Raw genomic sequence first — 23,357 nt, forward strand, 5'->3', positions numbered from 1 at the left:
CCGACAATTTCGCAGACAAAATAAAAGCGCCGCAAATAAATGCGGCGCTTATTGGCTTATGACGCTGGCGGCTGCGGTTATGCTGCGGCCTTAACTCCGGCCTTCAATGCGTCCAAGTAGTCCGCCCATTCCTGCATCATCTTCCGGCGTTCGACCATGTATTGCGCCCGGTTATACGCGGCGCGCACCTTGTTGCGTTCGGCGTGGGCTAGCTGGCGTTCGATTACGTCGACCGCGTAACCCATTTCATTTAGGCGCGTGCTAGCCATTGCGCGGAAGCCGTGGCCGGTCATGGTCTTATTGTCATATCCCATGCGGCGTAACGCGGTATTGATCGTGTTCTCACTCATATAAGATTGCCGGCTTTGCAGACTGGGGAACACGTAGGTTCCGGAGCCGGTTACGGCGTGCAGTTCGCGTAGGATCGCGACCGCCTGCCGCGACAGGGGGACCACGTGCCCTTCCTTCATCTTCATGCGTTCGCCCCGGATGCGCAGCGTTGGCGCGTCGCTGTCCAGATCCAGTTCGCCCCATTCCATGCCGCGCAACTCGCCGGGCCGCAGGAACAGCAAGGGCGCCAGCTTTAGCGCCGCCTGCGTGGTCGGCTGACCGACATAGCCGTCTATGCCCCGCAACAGGTCCGCAACGTCTGCCGGGTCGGTCACGGCGGCGTGAGAGGTCGTGACCACCGGAGCAAGGGCACCACGAAGGTCTGCGGTCGGGTCGCGGTCGGCACGGCCCGTAGCGATGGCGTAGCGGATCACCTGCCCAACTTTCGTTTTAACGCGGTGCGCTGTTTCGTGGTGGCCCTTCGCTTCGATCTTGCGAAGTACCGCCAGCACAAGCGGCGGCGTAATTTCGCGGATCGGCGTAGCGTCCAAATCTGCCGCCTGTTGCAGTAGCCATTGCGATTTGATGTAGGTACGCGGCGCGTATTTCTTGCGTTGCATTTCCGCCCATTCGGCGGCGACGGCTCCGAACGTGTTAGCCGCTGCGGTTACCGCTTCGGCCTTGCCGGTCTTTCGGGCTGCGCCGGGGTCTACGCCTTCCGCAAGCAACTTGCGGGCTTCCTCGCGCTTGCGGCGGGCATCGGCTAGCGATACGTCGGGGTAGGTGCCCAGTGACAGGGTGTTCCGCGTGCCGGTCACCGGGCGGCGGTAGTCCAAGCGCCACCAGCGTGAGACGGCAGCAGGGGCAGGAGCAGGGGCACCCTTGGCAGCCGGGATCAACAGGTACAGGCCGCCGCCGTCGGGCAGGCGTTGCGGCTTGGGTCCGGCGCGGCTGTTGCGGATGGCAGTAGCTGTCAGGGGCATGGCAGTAACACCTATGGAAGCCAGTGGGTTACTGCCAAAGTTACGCCCTAGAAAGACGGGATGCAACGAGACGCCGGGAAACGTGGTGAGAGGCATAGGGGGAGGGTATGCCCTGCCAACCCTTGCCAATCAATCACTTAGCGACGTTGTGAGACTTGTTGATATGTCGCTTTGGTGCCGGAAGAGGGACTCGAACCCTCACGCTTTTAAGGGCGACGGATTTTGAATCCGTTGCGTCTACCGATTCCGCCATTCCGGCGCGGTCGTGGATTATAACGGACCCGCAGCGGATCAGGCGACGCTGTCCAGGCTGAGCGCCGCATCGGCGCGGCGGTACCATTCGCCCTCTTCGGGCTGGTAGGTGTTGCAGCGGTCCATCGGACCTTTGTAGATGTGCAGTGAAATGGCCACGCGATCGTCGCTGGCGTTGCGGATGGTGTGGTATTCGTGTGGCGGAATCAGGCTGCCGGCGCTGCCGGGGCCCGCCCGCAGGCCGCCGGCGGGGCGGAAACGGCAGCGCTCGCCCTGATTTTCCAGCAGTTCGTGCTGGGTGATTTCCAGCTCGCCGTCCCAGACGCCTTCCACGCACCACAGGCCGCAATGATCGTGGATCGGCGTGCCCTGTCCGGGCCCCCAGGTCATCGCGACGATGCTGTAGCCATGCTCCGGGCTGCGGTACAGCTCGCGGCGGGCGTAGTGGCCCTGGATGGGCTGGTGCACACAGTCGGGCAGCTGTACGGCGGGGTCGCGGATCAGCGCGCACATGGCACCGCGCAGCGCCGCGGTAATGGTGTGCACATCGTCACCGGTAACGGCTTCGTCCACCGCGGCGACCAGCTTGTCGCGGCCCGGGAAAGGGATGTCCGGCAGGTTGGGAGTGCTCATGGCGGCATTCTACGTCGCCCCGCAGGAGGGCGATGTTGCATCGCCGCAGCGGTGGTGCCAGCTGCGGCTGCCATTAGCCCGGTGTCCTCAGCCGCCAAACGACTCCTGGTTTTCGGCCACGTCCAGCAATTCCTCCACCTGGGCCAGGGCGCTGTCGTCCTTGATCACGCGCTTGAGCCATACGTGCAGGGGCATTTCTCCCCAGCTGGCGGCCTTGTCGGCGAGGTAGGCGACCGGGCTGTGCGGCTCGGTGCGGCGGAAGAATTCGGCCACTTCGCGCAGTTGGGCAAGCGCCTGCCGGCGCGAGGCGATGGGGCCGCCATTTCCGGGAGCAGGGGCGCCGTTTTCGCCTGCGCTGGCGGTTGCCGATGAGTCGTCAGCGGCCTGGGTACCGTCAACCAGCAATCCTGCTTCGCGGGCCGAGCGGGCCACGGTGTGCTGCAGGTGCTCGAGCTGATCGAACAGCGCGGAAAAGCTGGGGCCGTCGGCGCCCAGGCGTGTATCCACGGCGTCGCGCAGCTGTTCCAGCGCCGCTCTGCAATCAGGCAGATCGGCCAGCAGCTGGGTGTAGAAGCCGTGCGAAGTCCCGCGTCGGGCGGCTTCCAGCACGTCCAGGCCAGGCTGGCCCTCGGCGTTGTCTCCGCTGCCGCCACGGGCGTGTGCGGCCTCGAAATCACCCAGGCCGAAGCTGCCCTGCGGTGCCTGGGTGATCGGCAGCGTGCGCACCCACTGCCCGGCATTGGCCAGCAGCCAGCCGAGATTGCCGATGCGCTCTTCGTGGCCGGCGTCGTGGTCCTGCGGATGCACCTGGTCCCAGTAGTGTTCGCACAGACCGGCCACCGCGCGCAGGCCCGCAGCCAGCCCGGAGAAGCCGCGCAGCTGGGCGCTGGCCTCGGTGTGCCAGGCCGCCACGCGCAGATCCTTGGTGCGGGTGCGCAGCAGCTCGTCGCAGATCCGGTCGACGGTCGGCCAGTCGGCGTACTTGATATCGGTGACCCACTCCCCCTGGTCGAGGGTGGGATCGTCGGCGCGACGGGCTTCCTGGATCGCGTCGAATTCGGCGGAGAACGAAAGGTCTTCGCCTGCGGGGTGATCTTTGGAGATCGGGGCCAGCAGGTCATCCAGTTCCAGCATGGCAGGCACTCGGGTTGTCGATTGAGGTGGGAATCTTACACAGGACGGCGCGCAGGGCGGCGATGCGCCGTTACAGGCGCAGGCCGTCCTGCTCCCGGTGCAGGCTGCGCAGATGCTCGCCGAGCTGGTTGAGATTGGCTTCGATGTCTTCCAGCGTGGCGCGCCGCTGTGGCGGCAGCCAGCGCCGGGCCTGGTCCCGCAGCGCCAGGCCATGACTGCCCAGTTGCTCCGTGTGCGCTTGTGCCGCGCGCTCCAGTGCAGTCCGTTCCGCCAGCTGCGGCAGTCCGTAGCCGGAATCGGGCAGCAGTGACGCCGGGCGGGTCAGGAAGTCTTCCAGCTGCAACAGTTGATCCAGTGCCTCGCGCGCTTGCATTGCTTCTGTCCCATCGGCGCTGGATGGATTGAGGAAGCGGCGCTTGAGCTCATCGCGGGCCATCAGCTCTTCGCGGCGCAGGGCGGCCTGTTCCAGCAGCAGCAGGGCCGCGCCGGCGCGCAGGCTGGCCTGGCTGAACCAGCCTGCGCGCCGGTCTGGAGCAAGGTCCAGCCACTGGTCAAGGTGCTGGTAGGGCAGGCCAAGCGCGTCGCGCGCGGTGTCGAACAACTCTGCGTAGTGCGCACTCAGCGGCGGGAAGTAGTAGCCCAGACGGACCGCTTCATCGGTATTTTCCAGCAGGGAAACATCGATCGTGCCGGCCCGCTCCAGCCGTCGTTGCAGACCGGTCGGGGTAATGCTGGCCAGCCCTGCCGTGGCCAGCCGCGGCACGCCGTCATGGAGCAGCTTGAAGGTTTCGACAGCACAGTTGTTGCCGATGAAACGGTAGCGGCCGTCATAGCTCCAGTGCAGCTGTGCGGCGCGTTGCAACAGCGAGGAGACCTCCGACTGTTCGAGCTTCAGCGGCAAGGAGATCAGGCCGCGCAGTTCGGTCCGGGCGTACTCCTCCACCACCTGGTCAAGCGGCAGCACGAACAGCCGCGATGGATACGAGCCGGTGAGCCCGCGCCAGTTGGAAATCTGCACGTCGCCGACGAAGGCGCGGAACGACAGCACCAGGTGCTGGTCCAGGTCCAGCCGGCAATCAGGCCCCGGCGGGCGGTCGGGTGCGCACACCACCAGCCGCAGCATGCTGTGCCCCCAGCGGCTCATCAGACGCTCGTTGCCCTCGGCCACCAGGGTGTCGACCTGGTATACGCGGTCCGGATCCAGCTGCAGCAGGGACTGGGCGGCGCCGGCTTCGTCGGGCGCGAGGAAAGGCAGGCCGGGTGCACAGTGCGCCGTATCAAGCGTGACTTCAAAGTGGTGGGCGAAATGATCGGCCAGCGCCGGCCTTCGGCAGGCGTAGCTGGGGTCGAGCACGAAATGTTCCAGGTTCACCGCGATGAACTCGGCCGGGCTCTCCAGTTCGTAGGAATCGGGGCTGCGGTCGCCGAAGTCATTCCGGCCCAGCCGGGGCAGCAGCCGGAACGGGCGCACCTGCCAGCCGGCCAGGTCCAGCAGACGGGAGTCGCGTGACAGGCCGCCTGCGGCGGAGCGGTCATGCAGGTGTGCCAATTCATGGATGACGGCCGAAAGCGCGGCGGGATCGTCATCGCGCATCCAGTCGTCAAGCAGCGTGCGCTGCAGGCGCATGGATTGGCCGCGGACGCGCCCGTGCACGTGGCTGGGCAGATCGCTGCGCCACTGCACCCGGATGGACGGATCCAGCGAGTGGGTCCAGACGGCAGGCAGCCGCGACCAGGCGTCATCGAGCAGGCGGCGGGTGGCCTGGATTTCTTCGGCGCCGAGGCTGGAAGTGTCCAGCTCGAATGGAGCAGGGCTGGCCGATGCAGCGCCGGCCGCGCAGGCAAGCAGGCAGGCGGCAAGCCAGCGCAGCGGGCGCCAGCGGCGCCGCTGGTTCACAACGGCAGGCTCACAGAGCCAGGATGGCCTTTGCCAGGGCCATGTCGCTGGCCTGCAGCACCTGCGGGTCGTCGCTGCGCTCACGCAGGTGGCGCAGGGCGGCCTCCAGGTACACACCGCGAATGCGGCCTTCGCTGGCCACGAACCCGGCTGCATCTTCACGCGCCTGCAGCACGACCTTGTCATTGCCTGACGTGGAGCCCGAGGTCGCTCCGCTCGACGCGGAAGCGCCGCCGGCGGCGGAACCCGCGGTGGTGCCGGCAAAGCTGCTGGCCATGGCCGGAGCAGTGGCAAGGGCAAGCAGGGTGCAGGTAACAAACAGTCTCAGCATGATGGTGTCCGACAGCGCTATGGGCAGGAGTCGCGCGGGCATCAGCGCGGGCCGGCTGCAAGCCTAACCCATCCCGATTGCGGGCACTTGTCCGCCGGCCCCATCGACCCGATATTCAGTCAGACCGTGGCACTGTGCTGCGGTGGCAATTTTTGTGGAGGTAGCGCAATGGCAACCGGTTGGGCAGGCGATGGTGCCGTCCAGGATCAGATCGACGCCACGGTGAAGGATGGCATCGATCGCGCCCGCGCCCGGCTTCGGCAGGGTCCGGGGCTGACCCACTGTGAAGACTGCGATGCTTCGATCCCGGAAGCGCGCCGTCAGGCGGTGCCCGGCGTGCGCCTGTGCGTGGCCTGCCAGGAGCAGGAAGACACACGCGAAGCCCAGGACGGCGGCTACAACCGCCGCGGCAGCAAAGACAGCCAGCTGAGGTAGGTCGGGGCTACGCCCCCGACGCCCCGCGAATCACGCCACCCGACGTTCACCGCAGACCACGGACCCCTCGCGTCGGCCGCGTAGGGCCGACCTGCATGTACGCCAACATCAGTCCGCGTTGCGCCAATCCGGATTGGCGAAGTACTTGCGGGTCTCGTTCGCCACCACACCGGACAGCAGCAGCAGCCCGACGAGGTTGGGCAGGGCCATCAGGCCGTTGGCGATATCGGAGAAGGTCCACACCAGCTCCAGCGACAGCACCGCGCCGAAATACACCACCACCGAGAACATCAGCCGGTAGGGGATCACCCCGCGGCGGCCGACCAGGCGCTCGATGCAGCGTTCGCCGTAGTAGCACCAGCCCAGGATGGTGGTGAAGGAAAACACCAGCACTCCGAGCGCAATGGTGACGTTGCCCCAGCCGCCGCCCATGGCCTGCTCCAGCGCCCAGGCGGTCATCGGCGCGCCCTCCAGACCCTCCTGGGTCCAGGCGCCGGTGACGATGATTGCCAGCGCGGTCAGGGTGACCATGATCAGGGTGTCGATGAAGGTCTGGGTCATGGACACCATGGCCTGTCGCACCGGTTGATCAGTGATGGCCGAGGCCGCGGCGATGGCGCCGGTGCCCAGGCCCGATTCATTGGAAAAGATGCCGCGCGCCACGCCCATTTGGATCGCCAGGATCACTGCAGATCCGGCGAAGCCGCCCGCTGCCGCGCTGCCGCTGAACGCATCGCTGAAGACCAGCGCGATGGCGGCGGGCAGCTGGTCGGCGAACATCACCAGCACCAGCAGGTTGGCGCCGATGAACAGCACGCACATCAGCGGCACCACGCCGGCCGCGAACCGGGCGATGCTCTTGATGCCGCCCAGGATCACAGCAGCGGCGCAGATCGCCATGGCCAGGCCGCTCCAGGCCGGCGGGATATCCCAGGTGGTCTGCAGCTGGGCGGCTGCGGTGTTGGCCTGGACCATGTTGCCGATGCCGAACGCGGCGATGGCGCCGAACACCGCGAACGAGATGCCCAGGGCCTTGCCCCAGAAGCCGCCGATGCCGTTGGTCAGGTAGTACATCGGGCCGCCGCTCTGTTCGCCCTTGGCGTCCAGCTGCCGGTACTTCACGCCCAGCAGGCCCTCGGCGTATTTGGTGGCCATGCCAACCAGTCCGGTCATCCACATCCAGAACAGCGCGCCCGGACCACCGATTCCAATGGCGGTGGCCACGCCGGCGATATTGCCCACGCCGATGGTGGCCGCCATGGCGGTGGCCAGCGCCTGGTAATGGGAAACGTCACCGGCGCAGGCCGCGGATTCCTTGCGTCGTACCAGCGCCAGCCACAGGGCGTGACCCAGCACGCGGAACTGCAGGCCGCGCAGGCGGATGGTCAGGTACAGACCGGTCAGCAGCAGCAGCGGAATGAGGAGGAACGGCCCCCAGATAAACGAACTGATCTGGTCGAGCGCGGTTTGCAGTTGCTCCATCGACGCGATTCCCCAAGTTGGACTGGTTGCCGCGGGACCGCGACGACGGCCTGCACCTTAGCAATGTCGTTGCCGGGGTGACATCCCCCCAATGGCACGGACGGGGGGATGTCACGGATGTGGCTCAGTGGCCGGCGGCGAAAGCGCCGTAATCCTCGATCGTGTCGTCGACGCTGGCTTCGAACAGACGGGTGCCGGCTTCCACGCTGGACAGCGACGGGTCCGAACCAATGCGCCCATCCGGGAACCGGCGGCGATAATCGAAGGCGTCGCCAAATGCCCCCTTGGGCGCGAGCTTGGGCTCCATCTGCATGGGGCGGGCGCGATCGGGGTAGGCGTGCCAGGTCAGTGAGATTTCCGACGGGGTGGCATGGCTGCCTTCGGCCTCGCCGTACAGCTCCTCCGACAGCGCAGCCACGCGCCGGCCGGCAAACCAGTTGGCGATCTTCAGCCGTGGCGCAGGGCCGTCAATGCCTGCGAAGCTGGCTTCGGCATGGAACTGGGCGAACGCCGCCTGCACCGTGGCGACGTTGCCGCCGTGACCGTTGAGAAAGTAGATCTCGCGAAAACCATGCCGGGCCAGTGACTGCACCACGTCGCGCACCACCGCGATCAGCGTGTCCGGGCGCAGGGAAATCGTGCCGGGGAAGGCCAGGTGATGCTGGGCCATGCCGATGGAAATGGTCGGTGCCACCAGCGCATCGATGCGTTCGGCTGCGGCCTCGGCCACCACTTCCGGACAGATCGCATCGGTGCCGATCAGGCCGTTGGGGCCGTGCTGCTCGGTGGAGCCGATCGGGACGATGATGCCGGTCGAGCGGGCCAGGCGGGCCTCGACTTCCGGCCAGGTGCAAAGCTGAAGACGCATGTGGGTTCCACTGTGGTTCGGGTCATCAGGCAGCTTAGCGCGGACGGGTGCGTTACGCTGTTCTGCTGTCAGCGGCGTGGTGCATATCTACAATGGATTCAGAGGACGGGAAGAAGGCCGGCGTTGGCCTGGCCGCGCGCCTGGCGCTCCTGTTTGGTGGCCGCAAACCCGGCGACCTGCCGCGTCCGTTCGTGCGTAAGCACGGCCGCTATACCTCGCTGAAGTTCAGCCGTTCCCAGACCCAGAGCCGGATGCTCAGCGCCGATCCTGATGCGCTGCTGATCGACTACACCCGGACCATGATGGCGGCCCTGTTGCTGCAGCCGGAGCCGGCCTGCATCGGGATGGTGGGGCTGGGTGGGGGCTCCCAGGCAAAATTCTGTCATCGCCACCTGCCGCAGTCCCGGATCGAGGTGGTGGAGAACAACCCGGCGGTGATTGCCCTGCGCCGGAAGTTTTCGATTCCCGACGATGATCCGCGCCTGCAGGTGCATCTGGGCGATGGCGCCGAGTTCCTGCGCACCCGTCGCGGCCGCTATGACGTGCTGCTGGTGGATGGATATGACGAGCAGGGGATTCCGCAGGCGCTATCCACGCTGGCGTTCTATGAGGACTGTCGGGCCGCGTTGGCACCCGGCGGGGTGATGTCGGTGAACCTGTTCAGTACCGATGCGCAGCGTCATGCGGAATTGCTGGAGGAATGCTTCGGCGACCGGGTTGTGATGCTGGAAGAGCCGAGGATGAGCAACCGGGTTGCTTTCGCTTGGCTGGATGACCTGTTGCCTGGGCAGCTGGAAGCCGGTGCAGCACTGAGGGGGTTGCCGGACGCGGCCCGGCGACAGCTCGGCCCGGCCTTCGCGCGCCTGGAGCAGGCGCTGGAACGTCATCTGGATCAGTAGCGGGTCAGCGCGCCGGGCAGGCGGGGTCGCGGCCGGCCCAGCGGGCGCACACCCGGTCGCGGCAGTTGATTCCCTGCACGGTGTTGGCCGCCGGGCAGGACTGCAGCGCACGCTGGGCGCGACTTGGGCGGGCAGCTCTGGTTCCGGACTGTCCGGATTGTTCGGCCTGCGGCTGGCCCAGTGACGCCAGCGCTGCGCTGGTCTCGCTGTAGGTGCGTTCGTTTTCGGCCAGCACCTGGGTGATCAATGCATCCATCGGACTTGTCGCGGCAGCCGCGGAGTCGTCCTGCCTGATGATTCCAAGCAGGGTCGAGAGCAGGTCGTTGCCGGACCCGGTGTCCGCAGCGGGTGAAGGGCGGGCAGAGGAGCGGGCAGCGGCGGTGGGCCGGCCGGCGGCAGCGCTGGTGCGGGAAGCAACGGCAGCGGCATCGACGGAAGCCCCGGCTGGTGCGGACGCATCGTGTGGTTCTGCGGAGGCGCCATCGGAGGCCGCCGTCTGCAGGCGGCTCAACGGATTGCGGCGCAGGCCCGGGTCGGTGCCTTCAGCGGACTCATCCACGATCCGGGCAGGTTCCCGGGCAATATCGGCGGCCGCCCCGGCAACCGGCGCTTGCGCAGCAGGGGTCGCTTGACCGACAGTTCCCGCCCCGTGGTCGGGCCAGGAATCCACGCGGGCAGTGCCGGACAGGCGCATGGCGGCAACAAGGACGAGAACGATGACAAGGACAGCAGCAAACAGCAGCCATCGCAGACGGTGCGCGCCGCTCCGGGGGGTGGCGTCGCCGGTGCCCGGGCTTCGATTTTCCATGTCGGCAAGGATCCGGCTGGCGGATCCCTGGTTCGATGTGCTGGCGCCGCTTCCTGCGACCAGGCTTGGACGGTTCGATCCTTCGATATTCAAGTGCAATCCCGCTCTTGACCGGCATGCGCCGGAGAAAGTCCTTTCGCGCATTCTAGCCGTGGCCCGGTGCGCGTCAACGCCGGCGGTCGGATCGGGGTGGGGCGGATGATCGTGTTCTGGATCGTGCTGGGGTTCGTTGCCGCGTGCACGGCCATCTGGCTGCTGGTGTTTCCGGAAGCACGGGAGCGGCTGGTCTCCATCGCTGCTGCTGCCTGGCGGACGCTCGCCGGCAAGGCCGCCGCTGGCGGCGGGCGGATCGCGCGTCGAGCGGAAAAGTCAGGGCATGCCGTGCGGTCCGGCGGCTCCGGCATGGCCGGGGTGATGCGGCGCCATCGTCTGGTGCTGGCAATCGCCGCACTGGTGCTGTGCGTGCCGCCGGTGCTGATCCTCATGCTGCGCCAGCAGGTGGTGCTGGAAAGCTTCACCGGTGAGGACCTGTCGGTATCGCGATCCACGATTGCCGTGCTGATGCGAGGCGAGCGCCTGGTGCCGCCGCCGGCGCCACCGCCGGAAGTGTTCACCACCGCCGAAGCGCAGCGGGCAATGCCGGAGATCGCTACGGCGGATCGCCGCTGGGAGCGTCTGGATCCGGATCTGCAGCAGCGCGTGCTGGCGATCTACCGGGTGCTGGCCCAGGAGCACGGGATCCGCATGGTGCTGGTACAGGGCTATCGAAGTCCCGAGCAGCAGGAAGAACTGTATCGGCAGGGCAGGGTGACCCGCGCGGCTGCCTGGCAGAGCTGCCACCAGTACGGCCTGGCCCTGGACAGCGCGCCCATGCGCGACGGAAAGCTGCAGTGGGATATGGAGGATCCGTGGACCCGTCGCGCCTATTTCCTCTATGGCGAACTGGCCCAGGAGGCCGGGCTGGTATGGGGAGGCAGCTGGAGCTGGGGGGACTTTGGCCACGTGGAGGTGCGTCAGGCCTGCCTGGCTGCACGCGAAGCGCGTCGCCGCGCCGGGTGATATCACCCGGCAAGTCCTGCTATCTTTCCGGACCGGTCACTGATGATGGCCGGCAGCGGCAAAGATGGATGCCATGGATTGCGCGCTTCGGCGCGACGCAGGGAAAACCGCGGAAGCGGTATGCGCAGGGAGCGGGATGTGAGGGTGTCGGGGGTCTTGCGTGTGGGTCTGGTGGTGCTGGCGGTGTTCGCAGCGGCCTGGGCGTGCGCGATCCTGTGGTGGCGATCCAGCGGTGCCGCGCCCGGCGGAGCTGCGATGTTCGGTTGGCTGGTGCTGGTGCCGCTGGCGGTCCTGTTCACATTCTGGGTTGCAGTGAAAATGCGCCGCCGCGCGAAGGCAGGCGCCGATGCCGAGCCATCGGTCGAGACACCGCTGGCCCAGGGCGAACCCCTTGCAGCCATGCCACCGCTGGGCGTCCTCGCCCAGGCGATCAACCTGCCCTGCGGCGACGATCCCACCCTGCTGTCCGCGCGGCTGACAGAGCTTCCCCGCCCCGGCCTGCATCCCGAGCTGCGCGACCGTGATGGCCTGCCAGTCCTGGCGGCCTTCTGTGAGCAACTGGATACCGATCTCATCGAGGACCAGCTGCGCAGCGGTTCCGATCGGCGCCCACCGGTAGAACATCTGCGTGCGCTCGCGCTTCTTGAACCGGTGGCCATGGACCTGTTTGGAGCCGCCCAGCGCCTGCTGCCGCCGCTGCCCGACGTGGAAGAGCGGGTGGTGGCAGGGCTGCGACGCCGGGTGGAATCCGAACCGCGAAGCAGCGGCAGCGTGCACGTGCTGGCGATGCTGCCCCAGGACATGACATCCACGCTGCGCGATGCCAGTGCGGGGTGGCTGCGCGGCCTGGCTGCAGATGCCGGACTGGATCCGCGCCGGAGCACGTTCGAAGTCGTGGCCGTGGCGGACGCTGCGGCCGTATGGGAAAGAGTCCGGTCGTTATCCGCGGAGCAGCCCCAGGGCTCTGCCGACTGGCACCTGCTGCTGGGCGCGGCCTCGTTGATTGGCGAGCGGGGCGTGCAGGCCCTGGCTGCCGGGGGCGCGCTGGCATCAGGCCGCAATGTCGAAGGCGTGGTTCCCGGCGAGGGCGCGGCGGGCGTGCTGCTACGCCCGGCCGATACCGCGCTGCCCCACGACAGCGGCGAGACCGGAATCGAATTGCTTGCCCTGCAAAGACTGGCGGCCGCACAGGGAACCACCCCGCGCCAGGCCGCGGCTGCGACCGGTCGGCTGCTGGAACAACTGCTTGCTTCGGCCACGGTCAGTGCCGAATCGGTCGCCCTGGTGCTCACCGATGCCGACCAGCGGCCAAGCCGCTCGGTTGAGGCCGCCGTGGCTGCTGCCAATGCGTGCCCGGAGCTTGATCCCGTCGCCCAATGCCCGGCGCTGGGGAATGCCAGCGGCCATCTCGGCCATGTCGGGCCGCTGGCGCTGCTTGCCCTCGCTGCCGCCGCTGCCCATGAGGCCGCCGCGCCGGTGCTGGCGCTGTCGGTAGAACCCACGCATATGCGTTACGCGGCGCTGCTTGGCAGCGCTGCCGTGACTGATGAATCCCTTTCCAGTGCTGCCGGCCCCGCGCCGGATCTTGCCGCCTGATACGGAAGCCGCCCCCGATGTTCTCGATGTTCTACAGACTCAGGTATTACCTCACCGACTATCGCGTTCTGGCGGTGGCCGGGATCGCTTCCGCCGCCGCGCTGATGTATTTCGGCAGCGAAGGGCTCAAGACCCTTGGCGTGTGGGTCGTCGCGCTGATCGTGCTTGTGCTCCTGGTGTGGGCAGTGGTGTGGATCGTTCGCAGGATCCAGGGCCGGCGGGCGGCCGGCAAGCTGGATGACATGGTTGAGGAAGAGACCGGTCGCGCCGTGGCTTCCGCGGCGCCGGCCGCGCGGGCCGACACCGAGGCACTGCGCGAGCGCATGCTGGAGGCGGTCAAGGCGATCAAGTCATCGCGCATCGGCGTGCTCAAGGGCAAGGCCGCCCTGTACGAGCTGCCGTGGTACGTGATCATCGGCAACCCGGCGGCCGGCAAGAGTTCGGCCATTCTCAATTCGGGGCTCAAGTTCCCGTTCGAGGACAACCGCAGCAACGTCATCCAGGGGATCGGCGGCACCCGCAACTGCGACTGGTATTTCACCACCGAGGGCATCGTGCTCGACACGGCCGGGCGGTATTCGGTCAGCGTCGAGGACCGGCTGGAATGGCTGACCTTTCTCGACCTTCTGAAGAAGAACCGGCCGCGGGCGCCGGTCAACGGCATCATCATCGCGGCCAGCATCGCCGAGCTGTCGGGCAGCAAGCCGGAGTTCGCGATCGAGCTGGCCAAGAACCTGCGCCAGCGGGTGCAGGAGGTGACCGAGCGGCTGGAAGTGTTCGCGCCGGTGTACGTGGTGTTCACCAAGGCCGATCTGATCGCGGGCTTCACCGAGTTTTTCCGCGGGCTGGATCCGTCCGAACGCGAGAACGTGTGGGGGGCAACGCTGCCGTTCGAGCCCGGTGCCGAGACCGATGCGCTGTCGAGCTTCGACCGGCACTTCGATGAGCTGGCCGAAGGCCTGCGTGAGATGAGCCTGGCGCAGATGGCCATGGCGCGTGGGCGCGAAGTAGCTCCGGGCCTGCTGACCCTGCCGCTGGAGTTCACCGGGATCAAGCCGGCGCTGCGGACCTTTATCGCGACCCTGTTCGAAGACAACCCGTACCAGTACCAGCCGGTGTTCCGCGGCTTCTATTTCACCAGCGCGCTGCAGGAAGGCCATTCGGTGCATTACGCCTCCGAGCGGGTGGGGCGCGAGTTCGGCCTGCAGGGCAAGGCCGGGGCAGAGGCCAGCGAGCCGCCGGGGCAGACCGCGCACTTCCTCAAGGACCTGTTCCGCAAGGTGGTGTTCGCTGATCGCGACCTGGTGCGCCAGTACTCCAGTCCGCACCGGACCCGGCTGCGCTACGCGGTGTTCCTGGGCGCGGTGGCGGCGTTGGCGCTGGTGGTCGGGCTGTGGACCTGGTCCTACACCACCAACCGCCAGCTGGTGGCCAATGCCACCCGCGACCTGGAGCAGGCGGTCAGGCTGCAGGACGAACGGGTGGATCTGGAATCGCGGATCGATGCGCTGTTGCTGCTGCAGGACCGGTTGGAACAGCTGGCCCGCCATCGCCAGCAGCGCGGCGTAGTTGCACGGCTGGGCCTGTACCAGGGCGACCGGATCGAAACCAAACTCCAGCACGAATATTTCAACGGCATGCGCCAGGTGATGCTGGCGCCCACCAACGCCCGCCTGGAGGCCTATCTGGGTCAGGTGGTCGCACACGGTGCCGATCTGGCCCAGGCTGAACCGGGCGACGAGGGGCGCGGGCAGGGTCTTTATCAGGAGCCTTCCCCGACCGATGCGGATGATGCCTACAACGCGCTCAAGACCTATCTGATGCTGGGCAACAGCGAGCGCGTGGAGCAGGCCCATCTTGCCCACCAGCTGACCCGTTTCTGGCGCGGCTGGCTGGATGCAAATCGCGGGCAGATGTCGCGCGAAGACGTGGCCCGCGCCGCCGAACGCCTGATGAGTTTCCATGTGGCCCGCTCCGATGCGCCAGGCTGGCCGCAGATCGACAGCAAGGTGTCGCTGGTGTCCGATGCCCGTGCGGCCTTGACCCAGGCCACCCGTGGTGAGCCGGCGATCAACCGGGTGTACGCACAGGTGAAGGCGCGCGCGGCCACGCGGTTCCCGACGGTGACGGTCAACACCCTGATCGGCGAGGAAGCCAACAACGACATCATTACCGGCAGCTACGCCATTTCCGGCGCCTTCACCCGCAAGGCCTGGGAAGACTACATCCGCGGTGCCATCAACGAGGCGGCCAATACCGAGCTGAGCACCACCGACTGGGTGCTGGACACGACCGAACGCAGCGACCTGTCGCTGGCGGGCAGTCCCGAGCACATCGCACGCGAAATGGTGGCCCTGTACAAGCAGGAATACGCGCAGGAATGGCAGAAATTCCTGCAGGGCGTGGGCATGTCCGGGTTTGCCAACTTCGATGCGGCCATTTCGCGGATGAACGCGATCGGTGATCCGCGCAATTCGCCCCTGCGGGCCCTGCTTGAAACGGTCAACGAACAGACCATCTGGGACAACCCGGGCGCGATGCGCTCCACGGGTGGAAAGAAGGGCGGTTTCGTGGCCTGGTTCCAGCGGGTGATCCTGCGCAGGTCGCCGTCACCTGGCGCCCAGACCGGTTCGGACGGCGAGTCGGGCCCGACGCCCATGGGGCCGATCGGCAAGGCATTCGAAGGCTTTGCCCGGCTGGTCGCACCGCGTGACGGCAATGCGCCGCTGATCGACAGCTACTTCCAGACCCTGGGTGGGCTGCGCAGCAGGCTCAACGCCATCCAGACCGAAGGCGAGCCGGGGCCGGGCGCGGCCCGGCTGATGCGCGACACGCTCAGCAATGAAGGCTCCGAGCTGAACACCGCGCTGGCCCTGGTGGATGAGCAGCTGCTGTCGGGCCTGGACGAGGGCCAGCGGTCGGCGCTGCGCAGCCTGTTGTTGCGGCCGCTGACCGAAACCTTCGCAGCTCTGGTGCCGGTCACGGAGGCGGAGATCAACCGCATCTGGGCCGCGCAGGTACACGGACCCTACAGCACCGGGATCGGACGCCGGTATCCGTTCGACCAGAACGCCGATGTGGATGCAGCGGCGGCGGATATCGCCCGCGTGTTTGGGCCGTCCGGCGCAGTGGCCGAATTCAACCGGGAGGCGCTGGGCTCGCTGGTGATCCAGCGGGGCAACCTGCTTGAACCGCGCCGCTGGGCAGGTCTTGGCGTCAGCCTGGCGCCGGAGCTGGTGGCGGGCTACGGCGACTGGGTCAGCGGCCAGGCAGCAGGCGCCGAAGGCCAGGAAATCACCGTCTTCCAGATCCGGCCAGAGCCGGCAACCGGGGCGATCGAATACACCCTGGTGATCGATGGGCAGACCCTGCGCTATCGCAACACGCCGCCGGTCTGGGAAAGCTTCCAGTGGCCCAATCCGGGCGCGATACCGGGGGCCAAGATCACCGCTGTCACCAGCGACGGGCGCAGCGTGGACGTGGTGGACGCGCCCGGCGCCAATGGTTTCGCCCGGATGATGCAGATGGCCCAGGTGCAGCAGCGCGAGGACAGCAGCACGTTGACCTGGAACGTGCAAAACGTATCCGTCACGCTGGATATGCGCACCCAGGGGCACTCGGGCGGCGGTGGCGACTGGCAGCGGGGGCTGCGTCTGCCGGCGGTGGTGGTGGGCCAGCAGGCGGCAGCATCGTCAATGGCAGGGGAAGGGACGCAGGAAGCGGAGGACGGGGCATGACGCAGACAATGACGGCTGAGGTCGGCTATTTCGGCAAGGTGCCCACGCGAGGGGATTTCGTGCGGGCGGCGGGCAACCACCAGCTCATGGCGCTGCTGGACCGCTGGGCGGGGGGAGGGATCGAATCGTTGAGTCGCAATCCGGACTGGAAGCGGCTGTATGACGAAGCGGCCCCGCTGCATTTCGCGTTCCTGGGATCGCGCAGCCGGCTGGTGGTATGTGGCCACCTGCGACCCAGTCGGGACGCGTCAGAGCGGCGTTTCCCGCTGCTTTCGGCGATCCGCCTGGAGGTGGCCAACCCGCTCGGGTTCATCGGCCGCAGCCCGATGGCCCTGCACCGGGTATGGAGCGGGCTGTCGCGGCTGTCGCTTGAGGCAGCCACGGCGGAGGATCCATCCGCACCGCTGCAGGCGCTGGGTGAAGCCCGCTATGAGCTGAGCCCTGATCCGGCGGCCTATGCGGCTCCTTTCAACGATTTCATGGAAACCCAGACCATCGGCTCGCTGCAGCAGCTGCTGCGCGAATCAGGCCATCCGCAGCTGCAATTGCGCCATGCGATGCCGGCGCTGGGCCTGTTGCTGCAGCCGGTGTTGACCGGGGGTGGGGTCAGCATCGACAAGGGTCTGGAGCTTCCGCTGCCGCGCGATCCGCTGTACCAGCCGCTGGTCGCGGCGTTCTGGCTGGATATCGTTTCCGGTTTTGTTTCGCGCGGGGAGTTTGAGCTGGCCGTGCTGATCAGCACCGGCGCCGCGCCGCGGATGGTGCTCGGGTTCAACGGTGCCGACCATGAAACCCTGCGCGCGCTGATCGATCCGCAAGTGGCCGGGGAGCACCTGATCCGGATCGACGCGGCCGACTGGGTGGAGGACCAGCTGGCCGCCGATTACGCGCTCAACAAGCTGGCCAGCTACGTCGACCGCGATGATCTGTCCCTGAAGGCCGCGCGTGCGGTCTTCGGCGAAACCTTTCTGGGAGCCTGAGTGATGCGAGTTTCAATCTTTGCCGCGCTCCTGCTGATGGCTTTCGCGGCTTCGGCGCAGGTGGACCAGCAGCCGGTCGTCGCCGAAGGCGTGGTGCCCGACCAGGCCACCAAGGCGCAGATCCTCGACCAGTTGCGTGAGGTCTATGGCCGCGAACGGGTGGTTGACCGGATCCAGGTGGAGTCGATTCCGACGCCGCCCAACTGGGGCAGCTACGTGGCCGGCATGATCACGCCCGGCCTGCAGCGTATCTCGGCGGGGCAGCTGGAAATCAACGGCCAGAGCGTGCGGGTCAGTGGCGAGGTGGTCAACGAGGCGCAGCGCCAGCAGGTGGCCAGCGAGCTCAGCCTGGCCAGCAACAGCACCTATACGGTCACCAATGCCCTGCAGACCGGCGGCTCCGGCCAGGGACTTCTGGATGCGACGCTGGGTGACCGGATCATCGAGTTTGAAAGTGGCAGTGCGCGATTGACCCAGCTGGGAGAGGACATCCTGGCGGAAATGGCCGCCAGCATGCTCGAGATCGGTGATGCCCGGGTGCAGGTGGTGGGCCATACCGACGACGTCGGCAATCGCCAGGCCAACCTGGCCCTCAGTCATGCCAGGGCCGAAGCAGTGCGTCAGCACCTGGAGTCGCTGGGAGTGCCGCGCGCGAACCTGGCGGTGCTGGGAAAGGGACCGGACGAGCCGGTGGCCGACAACGACAGCGAGGACGGTCGCGCGCGCAATCGACGCATCCAGTTCCAGATCCTGTAGTGCCTGACCCTTACGTCCCGTAACAAACGAAACATTGCCCGGCACCCTGCGTCACGCGGCTTCGCGCGCGTGGCGCGCTCCTACAAATCGGTGAGGAATTCGCGGACGGGGGGGCCGAAGCGGTCGAAATCGACCAGGAAGGAATCGTGACCCTGCGGGGACTCCAGCGGCAGGAACGTTGAAGTCGCGCCGCCGGCGCGCAGGCCGTCGGCAATCTGGCGCTGCTGCTGGATCGGGAACAGGATGTCGGTGTGCACGCCCAGGGTCAGCGCCTTCTCGACCCGGATAGAGGCGAGCCCGGCGTCGGTATCACCCCCGGCACAGTCACCGATGTCATACCAGTCCATGCAGCGGCTCAGGTAGAGGTAGCTGTTGGGATCGAAGTAGCGCACAAACTTGCGCGCATGGGCCTCCAGGTAGCTTTCCACCTGGAACTCCATGCCGAATGGATCCTCGTCATCGCGACGGTCGGACTCCAGCCGTACCCGGCCAAATCGCCCATCCCATTCCAGCGCCGAGCGGTAGGTGATCACGCCCAGCTTGCGCGCCATGCGCATGCCCGCTTCCGGATAGCGCTCATCATTGAAGTCGCCGCCGTTCCAGTTCGGATCCAGGCGGATCGCTTCGCGCTGCAGGGAGCGGATGGCGATCGAGAAGGGCAGGGCCTGTGCCGCGCCGGAGATGTTGATATGACTCCGGGTCATGCCCGGATAGCGCTGCAGGAAGGCCAGGGCGCACATGCCGCCCATGGAATTGCCCACCACGCAGGCCAGCGTGCCGAGGTCCAAAGTGCGTACCAGGTGGGCGGCCGTATCGGCGATATCCTCAACCGAAAGTTCGGGAAAACGCAGCGCCCACGGTTCGCCGTCATCCGGATGTGGCGAGGCGGGCCCGCTGGAACCTTTGCAGCTGCCCAACGGATTGATGCACACCACGAACCAGCGATCCGTATCGATGGGCCGGCCGGGGCCGACCATCTCTTCCCACCAGCCGGGCGCCGGGTTGTCCGGACTGGCGGCAGCGTGGGCGCTGGGCGAGAGGCCGGGAAGGATCAGCACGGTGTTGCCGCGATCCGCGTCCAGCCGGCCCCAGGTTTCGTAGGCGATCCTTCCGCCGCGCAGCACGCCGCCGCGCTTCATCGGGAAGGCATCGGGAAGATCGAGGAAGCGGGTGCCCTGGGGGATGAATTCGGTCATCGGCGCCTCAGTCGAGCGCGCCCAGCACCAGCTCCACCGGCCCGTCCGCGGGGAGCTTGATCCGTACCGGCGTGGAGGTGATATCGCCTTCCTGGACAGTCGCGGTGCCGGTGCTGGAAATACGTGCCACCAGCTCCACTTCATCCACCGTCGACAGGGCCTGGGTGGGCATCACCGCGTCGCTGTCGTCGAGCGTCAGCTGCAGCGGCAGGTCGCGCACCAGCCGGCGCTGGGCGGCCACCGGCATGGGCGATCCGCCCGGCATCCGCGCGGCCACGAATACCACCGCGTCCGGATCCAGCCGCACCATGGCGGCGTACTCCGGGTCCACCGAAACCCGTACCTGGACCGCGTTGGGCGACAGCGGGGCATCGGCTGAGCGCGGAACGTCGACAAGCGGCTCCATGCCGGCATCGGCGCGCGCGGCGTTGATCTGCTGCAGCAGGCCGGTGGCCCCCTGGGGCCCAAGTACCGCCAGCAGCGGCTCCCATGTCTGTGCGGCCAAGGCGTGCTCGCCGGCCTGGCGCAGGGCAATGCCGAGGAACAGTCGCGCCCGCTGATAGGAGGGGTCAATCTCCAAAGCCCGCTCCAGCTGCGCCCTGGCCTCCGGGGTAAAACCACCTTGCGAATCCACGGAAGCGATGGCCTCGGCGTGTTCGGTCAGGACGCCGGGGTTTTCCGGCTCCAGCTGCGCGGCGCGGCCGAGTGCATCGCGGGCATCTTCGTAACGGCCCATCTCGGCGTAGGCGCGGCCAAGCAGCCGCCAGCCTTCGCCCTGCTGCGGATCACGTTCCAGGTCTGCCTCGAGCAGGGCAACCGCTTCGTCCATGGTGGTCGGCGCCTGGCGCTGGCCCGGATCAAGTCCGTCCGGAGTGCCCACCATCAGGTACAGGCCGGTGGCGAGCAACGGCACCGACAGCGCGACGGCGATTGCGGCGCGCCGGGAGTGACCCCGCAGCGGTCCGGCCAGAACCATGGCCGCAGCCACGACCAGCAGCGCCGAAAGAATGATGAAAGCAACCATTACCACTCCTGTCCGTCGTCGGTCGGCACTGCTTCGCCGGCGGCGGCGGCGCTGCGTTTGCGTACGGTGCGTACCACCACGACCGCGCCGGCCAGCAGCAGCACGCCGGGGCCGAACCACAGCAGCCAGGTGTTGGCCGACACCCGCGGCCGATACAGCACGAATTCGCCGTAACGGTCCACCAGGAAATCCCGAACCTCGTTGTCATTCATGCCCTGGCGCATCAATGAGAGCACCTCGCGGCGCAGGTCATGGGCGATCTGGGCGTTGGAGTCGGCCAGCGACTGGTTCTGGCACATGACGCAGCGAAGCTCCACCACCAGCTTGCGGAAGCGGTCTTCCTCGGCCGCGTCGCGGAACTCGAGCGGGGTCGGGTCCTGGGCGGCCTGGGCCAGGGCAGCACCCGGAACCAGGACCAACAGCAATGCGAGCAGCAGCGTTCTCATCCGCCTTCCACCTCATCCAGTGCCGGCAGCAGGCCGGTGCGCAGGCTCTCTTCGGTCAGTGGCCCCACGTGCTTCCAGCGCACGATGCCGTCGCCGTCGACCAGGAACGTCTCCGGTGCGCCGTAGATGCCCCAGTCGATGGCGTAGCGGCCTTCGTAATCGGCGACCACCAGCCAGTACGGATTGCCGAACTGCTCAAGCCAGCGCAGCGCGTCATCCGGCTCATCTTTCCAGTTGTAGCCCACCAGGCGCACGCGCCGTGTTTCGGCGAAGTCGGTGAGCACCGGATGCTCGTCGCGGCAGCCTGGGCACCAGCTGCCCCAGACATTGAGCACGTACGGCGCGCCGCGCAGATCTTCCGAAGTGACCAGGTAGTCCGGCCCGTGCAGCACCGGCAGTTCGAAGTCCGGCGCCGGACGGTTGATCAGCGGCGAAGGCAGCGCGTCACGATCCGGGTCGCGGCTGAGCCATACACCCGCGGCAAGCAGGGTAGCGATCAGGCCGAACACGACCAGCGGCAGCCAGCGTGACCTGGGCACGGCAGTGCTCACTCGGCGGCCCTCCGTCCGGTCCGTGCAGTCCCGGCACGCGATGACGGCTTGCGGCGGAAGCGGCGATCGGCTGCGGTCACGAAGCCGCCCAGCGCCATCAGCGCCGCACCGGCCCAGATCCAGCGCACGAACGGCTTGATGTGCACGCGCACGGCCCAGGCGCCTCCGCCCAGCGGCTCACCCATGGCCGCGTAGATGTCGCCGAAGAAACCGGTGTGGATCGCGGCTTCGGTCATCACCTGGCCGCCGCTGGCAAAGTGCCGCTTCTCGGGCGACAGCAGCTCGATTTCGCGACCGTCGCGCAGCAGCATCACGCTGCCGCGGTCGGCGATGTAGTTCGGTCCCTGCACGCGCTCCACGCCATCGAAGCGGAACTGCATGCCGTCCACTTCAACCGTCTGGCCAGGCTGCATGGCCATTTCCCGCTCGGCGTCCAGCGCACCCACCATCAGCGCGCCCACTACGAACAGGGCCACGCCGAAGTGGGCCAGGCTCATGCCCCACATTTCCAGTGACATGCGTCCGCTGGCCGAACGCAGCCGCGACCACACGAAGCGCAGGGTTCCGAAACCGACCCAGATGCCGCCGCCAATGGCGGCCGCGATCTTCCAGGGAGCCTGCGGCGCCAGGAAGAACGCGATGGCGCCACCCACCAGTGCCAGCACGAACCACGGCGCCAGCATCCGCAGCGGCTTGCCCGGCTCTTCGCGCTGCCAGCGGGTCAGCGGCCCGAACGGCAGCAGCAGCACCAGGGGCGCCATGAGCACGACGAACAGCAGGCCGAAATAGGGTGGACCAACCGAGATCTTGCCCATGTCCAGCGCATCGGCCAGCAGCGGGTACAGCGTGCCCAGCAGCACCATCGCGGTGGCCGCCACCAGCAGCAGGTTGTTGATCAGCAGCAGGGTCTCGCGCGACGCTGCGGCAAACGGACGTCCGGCTTCGTTGTCCGGCGAGCGCAGGGCGTACAGCAGCAGCGACGCGCCCACGGTGATGCCCAGGAACAGCAGGATGAACAGCCCGCGCTCCGGATCGGCGGCAAAGCTGTGCACGCTGGTCAGCACGCCCGAGCGCACCAGGAATGCGCCCAGAAGGGACAGCGAGAACGTGGCGATCGCCAGCAGCAGGGTCCAGCCGTGGAAGCTGCCGCGTTTTTCCGTCACCGCCTGCGAATGGATCAGTGCCGCACCGGCCAGCCACGGCATGAAGCTGGCGTTCTCCACCGGATCCCAGAACCACCAGCCGCCCCAGCCCAGTTCCGCATAGGCCCACCACGAACCAAGCGCGATGCCGATGGTCAAAAACGACCAGGCCACGTTGGTCCACGGCCTGCTCCAGCGCAGCCAGCGGGCATCCACCTTGCCGTCCAGCAGGGCGGCGATGGCGAACGCAAAGGGCACGATGAAGCCCGCGTAGCCCACGTACAGCATGGGCGGATGCACGATCATGCCCGGATCCTGCAGCAGCGGATTCAGGTCGCGTCCTTCCAGCGCGGCAGGCAGCAGCCGGTCAAAGGGGTTGCTGGTGAAGATCGTGAACGCAAGGAAGCCCAGTGCGACCGCACCCATCACGCCCAGCACGCGTGCGCTGACCTGCGGCGGCAGCGAATGCGACCAGCGCGCCACCGCGGCGTTCCACAGGGCGATGATGAGCACCCACAGCAGCAGCGAGCCCTCGTGCCCACCCCACACGGCCGTAATCCGGTAGATCATCGGCAGCAGGGTGTTGGAGTTTTCGGCCACATAGCGCACCGAGAAGTCCTGGCTGATGAAAGCCCAGGTCAGCAGCGCGTAGGCAATGCCGATCAACCCCAGCTGCAGCCAGGCCGCGGGGCGGGCCACCGCCATCCACGAGTGCAGCCCACGCTGGGCGCCGGCCAGCGGCAGGACCGCCTGGACAAGCGCGGCCAGCAGGGCCAGGAGCATCGCAATCTGGCCGAGTTCAGGCAGCATCGGGCCGG

The 23,357-nt window shown here is 67.3% G+C and carries 20 protein-coding genes and 1 tRNA gene; 7 read left to right on the forward strand and 14 right to left on the reverse strand.

Annotation, left to right across the window (positions count from 1 at the left end):
* Window positions 1-77 precede the first annotated feature (77 nt).
* The 6 genes from WCE59_RS00430 to WCE59_RS00455 all read right to left on the reverse strand — a co-directional run bounded on the left by WCE59_RS00430 (window position 78) and on the right by WCE59_RS00455 (window position 5,560).
* A complete protein-coding gene (locus tag WCE59_RS00430) occupies window positions 78-1,313 on the reverse strand; it encodes a tyrosine-type recombinase/integrase (protein WP_343256740.1) in 1,236 nt (411 codons plus the stop codon).
* A 172-nt stretch (window positions 1,314-1,485) separates the two neighbouring features.
* Window positions 1,486-1,572 (reverse strand) — tRNA-Leu (locus WCE59_RS00435).
* A gap of 32 nt (window positions 1,573-1,604) precedes the next feature.
* Window positions 1,605-2,198, reverse strand: a complete 594-nt coding sequence (locus tag WCE59_RS00440) for a cysteine dioxygenase family protein (protein ID WP_343256741.1) — start codon at window positions 2,196-2,198, stop codon at window positions 1,605-1,607.
* 87 nt (window positions 2,199-2,285) lie between these two features.
* The gene (gene tssA / locus WCE59_RS00445) at window positions 2,286-3,332 is read right to left on the reverse strand and encodes a type VI secretion system protein TssA (RefSeq protein ID WP_343256742.1); all 1,047 of its coding nucleotides are present in this window, start codon (window positions 3,330-3,332) and stop codon (window positions 2,286-2,288) included.
* A gap of 70 nt (window positions 3,333-3,402) precedes the next feature.
* Window positions 3,403-5,229 (reverse strand): DUF7844 domain-containing protein, encoded by a 1,827-nt coding sequence (locus tag WCE59_RS00450; RefSeq protein WP_343256743.1) that lies wholly within the window; start codon window positions 5,227-5,229, stop codon window positions 3,403-3,405.
* Window positions 5,230-5,239: 10 nt separating this feature from the next.
* The gene (locus WCE59_RS00455; RefSeq protein WP_343256744.1) at window positions 5,240-5,560 is read right to left on the reverse strand and encodes a DUF2388 domain-containing protein; all 321 of its coding nucleotides are present in this window, start codon (window positions 5,558-5,560) and stop codon (window positions 5,240-5,242) included.
* A 168-nt stretch (window positions 5,561-5,728) separates the two neighbouring features.
* Here WCE59_RS00455 and WCE59_RS00460 point away from each other — a divergent pair, with 168 nt between their 5' ends.
* Complete coding sequence (locus WCE59_RS00460; protein WP_343256745.1) at window positions 5,729-5,995, forward strand: DksA/TraR family C4-type zinc finger protein; 267 nt, start codon at window positions 5,729-5,731, stop codon at window positions 5,993-5,995.
* Window positions 5,996-6,103: 108 nt separating this feature from the next.
* Here the strand turns inward: WCE59_RS00460 and WCE59_RS00465 are convergent, their stop codons facing one another.
* Both WCE59_RS00465 and WCE59_RS00470 read right to left on the reverse strand, forming a co-directional pair.
* The gene (locus WCE59_RS00465; protein ID WP_343256746.1) at window positions 6,104-7,477 is read right to left on the reverse strand and encodes an alanine/glycine:cation symporter family protein; all 1,374 of its coding nucleotides are present in this window, start codon (window positions 7,475-7,477) and stop codon (window positions 6,104-6,106) included.
* Between the two features lie 124 nt (window positions 7,478-7,601).
* On the reverse strand, window positions 7,602-8,345 hold the full coding sequence (locus tag WCE59_RS00470; RefSeq protein ID WP_343256747.1) for a creatininase family protein: 744 nt from the start codon (window positions 8,343-8,345) through the stop codon (window positions 7,602-7,604).
* 92 nt (window positions 8,346-8,437) lie between these two features.
* On the opposite strand from WCE59_RS00470, the gene WCE59_RS00475 reads away from it, so the two are divergent.
* On the forward strand, window positions 8,438-9,244 hold the full coding sequence (locus WCE59_RS00475; RefSeq protein ID WP_343256748.1) for a fused MFS/spermidine synthase: 807 nt from the start codon (window positions 8,438-8,440) through the stop codon (window positions 9,242-9,244).
* A gap of 4 nt (window positions 9,245-9,248) precedes the next feature.
* On the opposite strand, the gene WCE59_RS00480 is transcribed toward WCE59_RS00475, so the two are convergent.
* Complete coding sequence (locus tag WCE59_RS00480; RefSeq protein ID WP_343256749.1) at window positions 9,249-10,052, reverse strand: hypothetical protein; 804 nt, start codon at window positions 10,050-10,052, stop codon at window positions 9,249-9,251.
* 159 nt (window positions 10,053-10,211) lie between these two features.
* Between WCE59_RS00480 and WCE59_RS00485 the strand changes: the two genes are divergently transcribed.
* The 5 genes from WCE59_RS00485 to WCE59_RS00505 all read left to right on the forward strand — a co-directional run bounded on the left by WCE59_RS00485 (window position 10,212) and on the right by WCE59_RS00505 (window position 18,180).
* On the forward strand, window positions 10,212-11,111 hold the full coding sequence (locus WCE59_RS00485) for a M15 family metallopeptidase (protein WP_343256750.1): 900 nt from the start codon (window positions 10,212-10,214) through the stop codon (window positions 11,109-11,111).
* 156 nt (window positions 11,112-11,267) lie between these two features.
* Complete coding sequence (locus tag WCE59_RS00490; protein ID WP_343256751.1) at window positions 11,268-12,707, forward strand: hypothetical protein; 1,440 nt, start codon at window positions 11,268-11,270, stop codon at window positions 12,705-12,707.
* A 26-nt stretch (window positions 12,708-12,733) separates the two neighbouring features.
* Window positions 12,734-16,444, forward strand: coding sequence for a type VI secretion system membrane subunit TssM (gene tssM / locus WCE59_RS00495; RefSeq protein WP_343256752.1), 3,711 nt, complete (start codon window positions 12,734-12,736; stop codon window positions 16,442-16,444).
* The gene (tagF, locus tag WCE59_RS00500) at window positions 16,441-17,424 is read left to right on the forward strand and encodes a type VI secretion system-associated protein TagF (RefSeq protein WP_343256753.1); all 984 of its coding nucleotides are present in this window, start codon (window positions 16,441-16,443) and stop codon (window positions 17,422-17,424) included. The genes tssM and tagF overlap by 4 nt, the downstream gene beginning before the upstream one ends.
* Before the next feature lie 3 nt (window positions 17,425-17,427).
* Complete coding sequence (locus WCE59_RS00505; protein WP_343256754.1) at window positions 17,428-18,180, forward strand: OmpA family protein; 753 nt, start codon at window positions 17,428-17,430, stop codon at window positions 18,178-18,180.
* A gap of 80 nt (window positions 18,181-18,260) precedes the next feature.
* Here WCE59_RS00505 and metX read toward each other — a convergent pair whose 3' ends face one another.
* From metX to WCE59_RS00530, 5 genes are read right to left on the reverse strand one after another with little or no spacing between them, the layout of a single operon-like run.
* Entirely contained in the window at window positions 18,261-19,376 is a 1,116-nt protein-coding gene (gene metX / locus WCE59_RS00510) for a homoserine O-acetyltransferase MetX (RefSeq protein WP_343256755.1), read from the reverse strand.
* A 7-nt stretch (window positions 19,377-19,383) separates the two neighbouring features.
* Entirely contained in the window at window positions 19,384-20,400 is a 1,017-nt protein-coding gene (locus WCE59_RS00515) for a tetratricopeptide repeat protein (RefSeq protein ID WP_343256756.1), read from the reverse strand.
* Window positions 20,400-20,846, reverse strand: a complete 447-nt coding sequence (locus WCE59_RS00520; protein WP_343256757.1) for a cytochrome c-type biogenesis protein — start codon at window positions 20,844-20,846, stop codon at window positions 20,400-20,402. Before WCE59_RS00520 ends, WCE59_RS00515 begins: the two co-directional genes overlap by 1 nt.
* On the reverse strand, window positions 20,843-21,397 hold the full coding sequence (locus WCE59_RS00525) for a DsbE family thiol:disulfide interchange protein (RefSeq protein ID WP_449284062.1): 555 nt from the start codon (window positions 21,395-21,397) through the stop codon (window positions 20,843-20,845). Before WCE59_RS00525 ends, WCE59_RS00520 begins: the two co-directional genes overlap by 4 nt.
* Window positions 21,394-23,349: a heme lyase CcmF/NrfE family subunit gene (locus WCE59_RS00530; protein ID WP_343256758.1), complete on the reverse strand. Its 1,956-nt coding sequence runs from the start codon at window positions 23,347-23,349 to the stop codon at window positions 21,394-21,396. Before WCE59_RS00530 ends, WCE59_RS00525 begins: the two co-directional genes overlap by 4 nt.
* Window positions 23,350-23,357: the final 8 nt, after the last annotated feature.

It is taken from the genome of Luteimonas qiangzhengi (assembly GCF_039548515.1).
Lineage (GTDB): Bacteria > Pseudomonadota > Gammaproteobacteria > Xanthomonadales > Xanthomonadaceae > Luteimonas.

Bases quoted from the DNA above. Each gene is read 5' to 3' on its own strand.
- WCE59_RS00470 (WP_343256747.1), bottom strand. From the start codon at position 8,345: ATGCGTCTTCAGCTTTGCACCTGGCCGGAAGTCGAGGCCCGCCTGGCC.
- WCE59_RS00475 (WP_343256748.1), top strand. From the start codon at position 8,438: ATGGATTCAGAGGACGGGAAGAAGGCCGGCGTTGGCCTGGCCGCGCGC.
- WCE59_RS00520 (WP_343256757.1), bottom strand. From the start codon at position 20,846: ATGAGAACGCTGCTGCTCGCATTGCTGTTGGTCCTGGTTCCGGGTGCT.
- WCE59_RS00480 (WP_343256749.1), bottom strand. From the start codon at position 10,052: ATGGAAAATCGAAGCCCGGGCACCGGCGACGCCACCCCCCGGAGCGGC.
- tssA (WP_343256742.1), bottom strand. From the start codon at position 3,332: ATGCTGGAACTGGATGACCTGCTGGCCCCGATCTCCAAAGATCACCCC.
- WCE59_RS00460 (WP_343256745.1), top strand. From the start codon at position 5,729: ATGGCAACCGGTTGGGCAGGCGATGGTGCCGTCCAGGATCAGATCGAC.
- tssM (WP_343256752.1), top strand. From the start codon at position 12,734: ATGTTCTACAGACTCAGGTATTACCTCACCGACTATCGCGTTCTGGCG.
- WCE59_RS00465 (WP_343256746.1), bottom strand. From the start codon at position 7,477: ATGGAGCAACTGCAAACCGCGCTCGACCAGATCAGTTCGTTTATCTGG.
- WCE59_RS00430 (WP_343256740.1), bottom strand. From the start codon at position 1,313: ATGCCCCTGACAGCTACTGCCATCCGCAACAGCCGCGCCGGACCCAAG.
- WCE59_RS00530 (WP_343256758.1), bottom strand. From the start codon at position 23,349: ATGCTGCCTGAACTCGGCCAGATTGCGATGCTCCTGGCCCTGCTGGCC.
- WCE59_RS00440 (WP_343256741.1), bottom strand. From the start codon at position 2,198: ATGAGCACTCCCAACCTGCCGGACATCCCTTTCCCGGGCCGCGACAAG.
- tagF (WP_343256753.1), top strand. From the start codon at position 16,441: ATGACGCAGACAATGACGGCTGAGGTCGGCTATTTCGGCAAGGTGCCC.
- WCE59_RS00505 (WP_343256754.1), top strand. From the start codon at position 17,428: ATGCGAGTTTCAATCTTTGCCGCGCTCCTGCTGATGGCTTTCGCGGCT.
- WCE59_RS00455 (WP_343256744.1), bottom strand. From the start codon at position 5,560: ATGCTGAGACTGTTTGTTACCTGCACCCTGCTTGCCCTTGCCACTGCT.
- WCE59_RS00515 (WP_343256756.1), bottom strand. From the start codon at position 20,400: ATGGTTGCTTTCATCATTCTTTCGGCGCTGCTGGTCGTGGCTGCGGCC.
- metX (WP_343256755.1), bottom strand. From the start codon at position 19,376: ATGACCGAATTCATCCCCCAGGGCACCCGCTTCCTCGATCTTCCCGAT.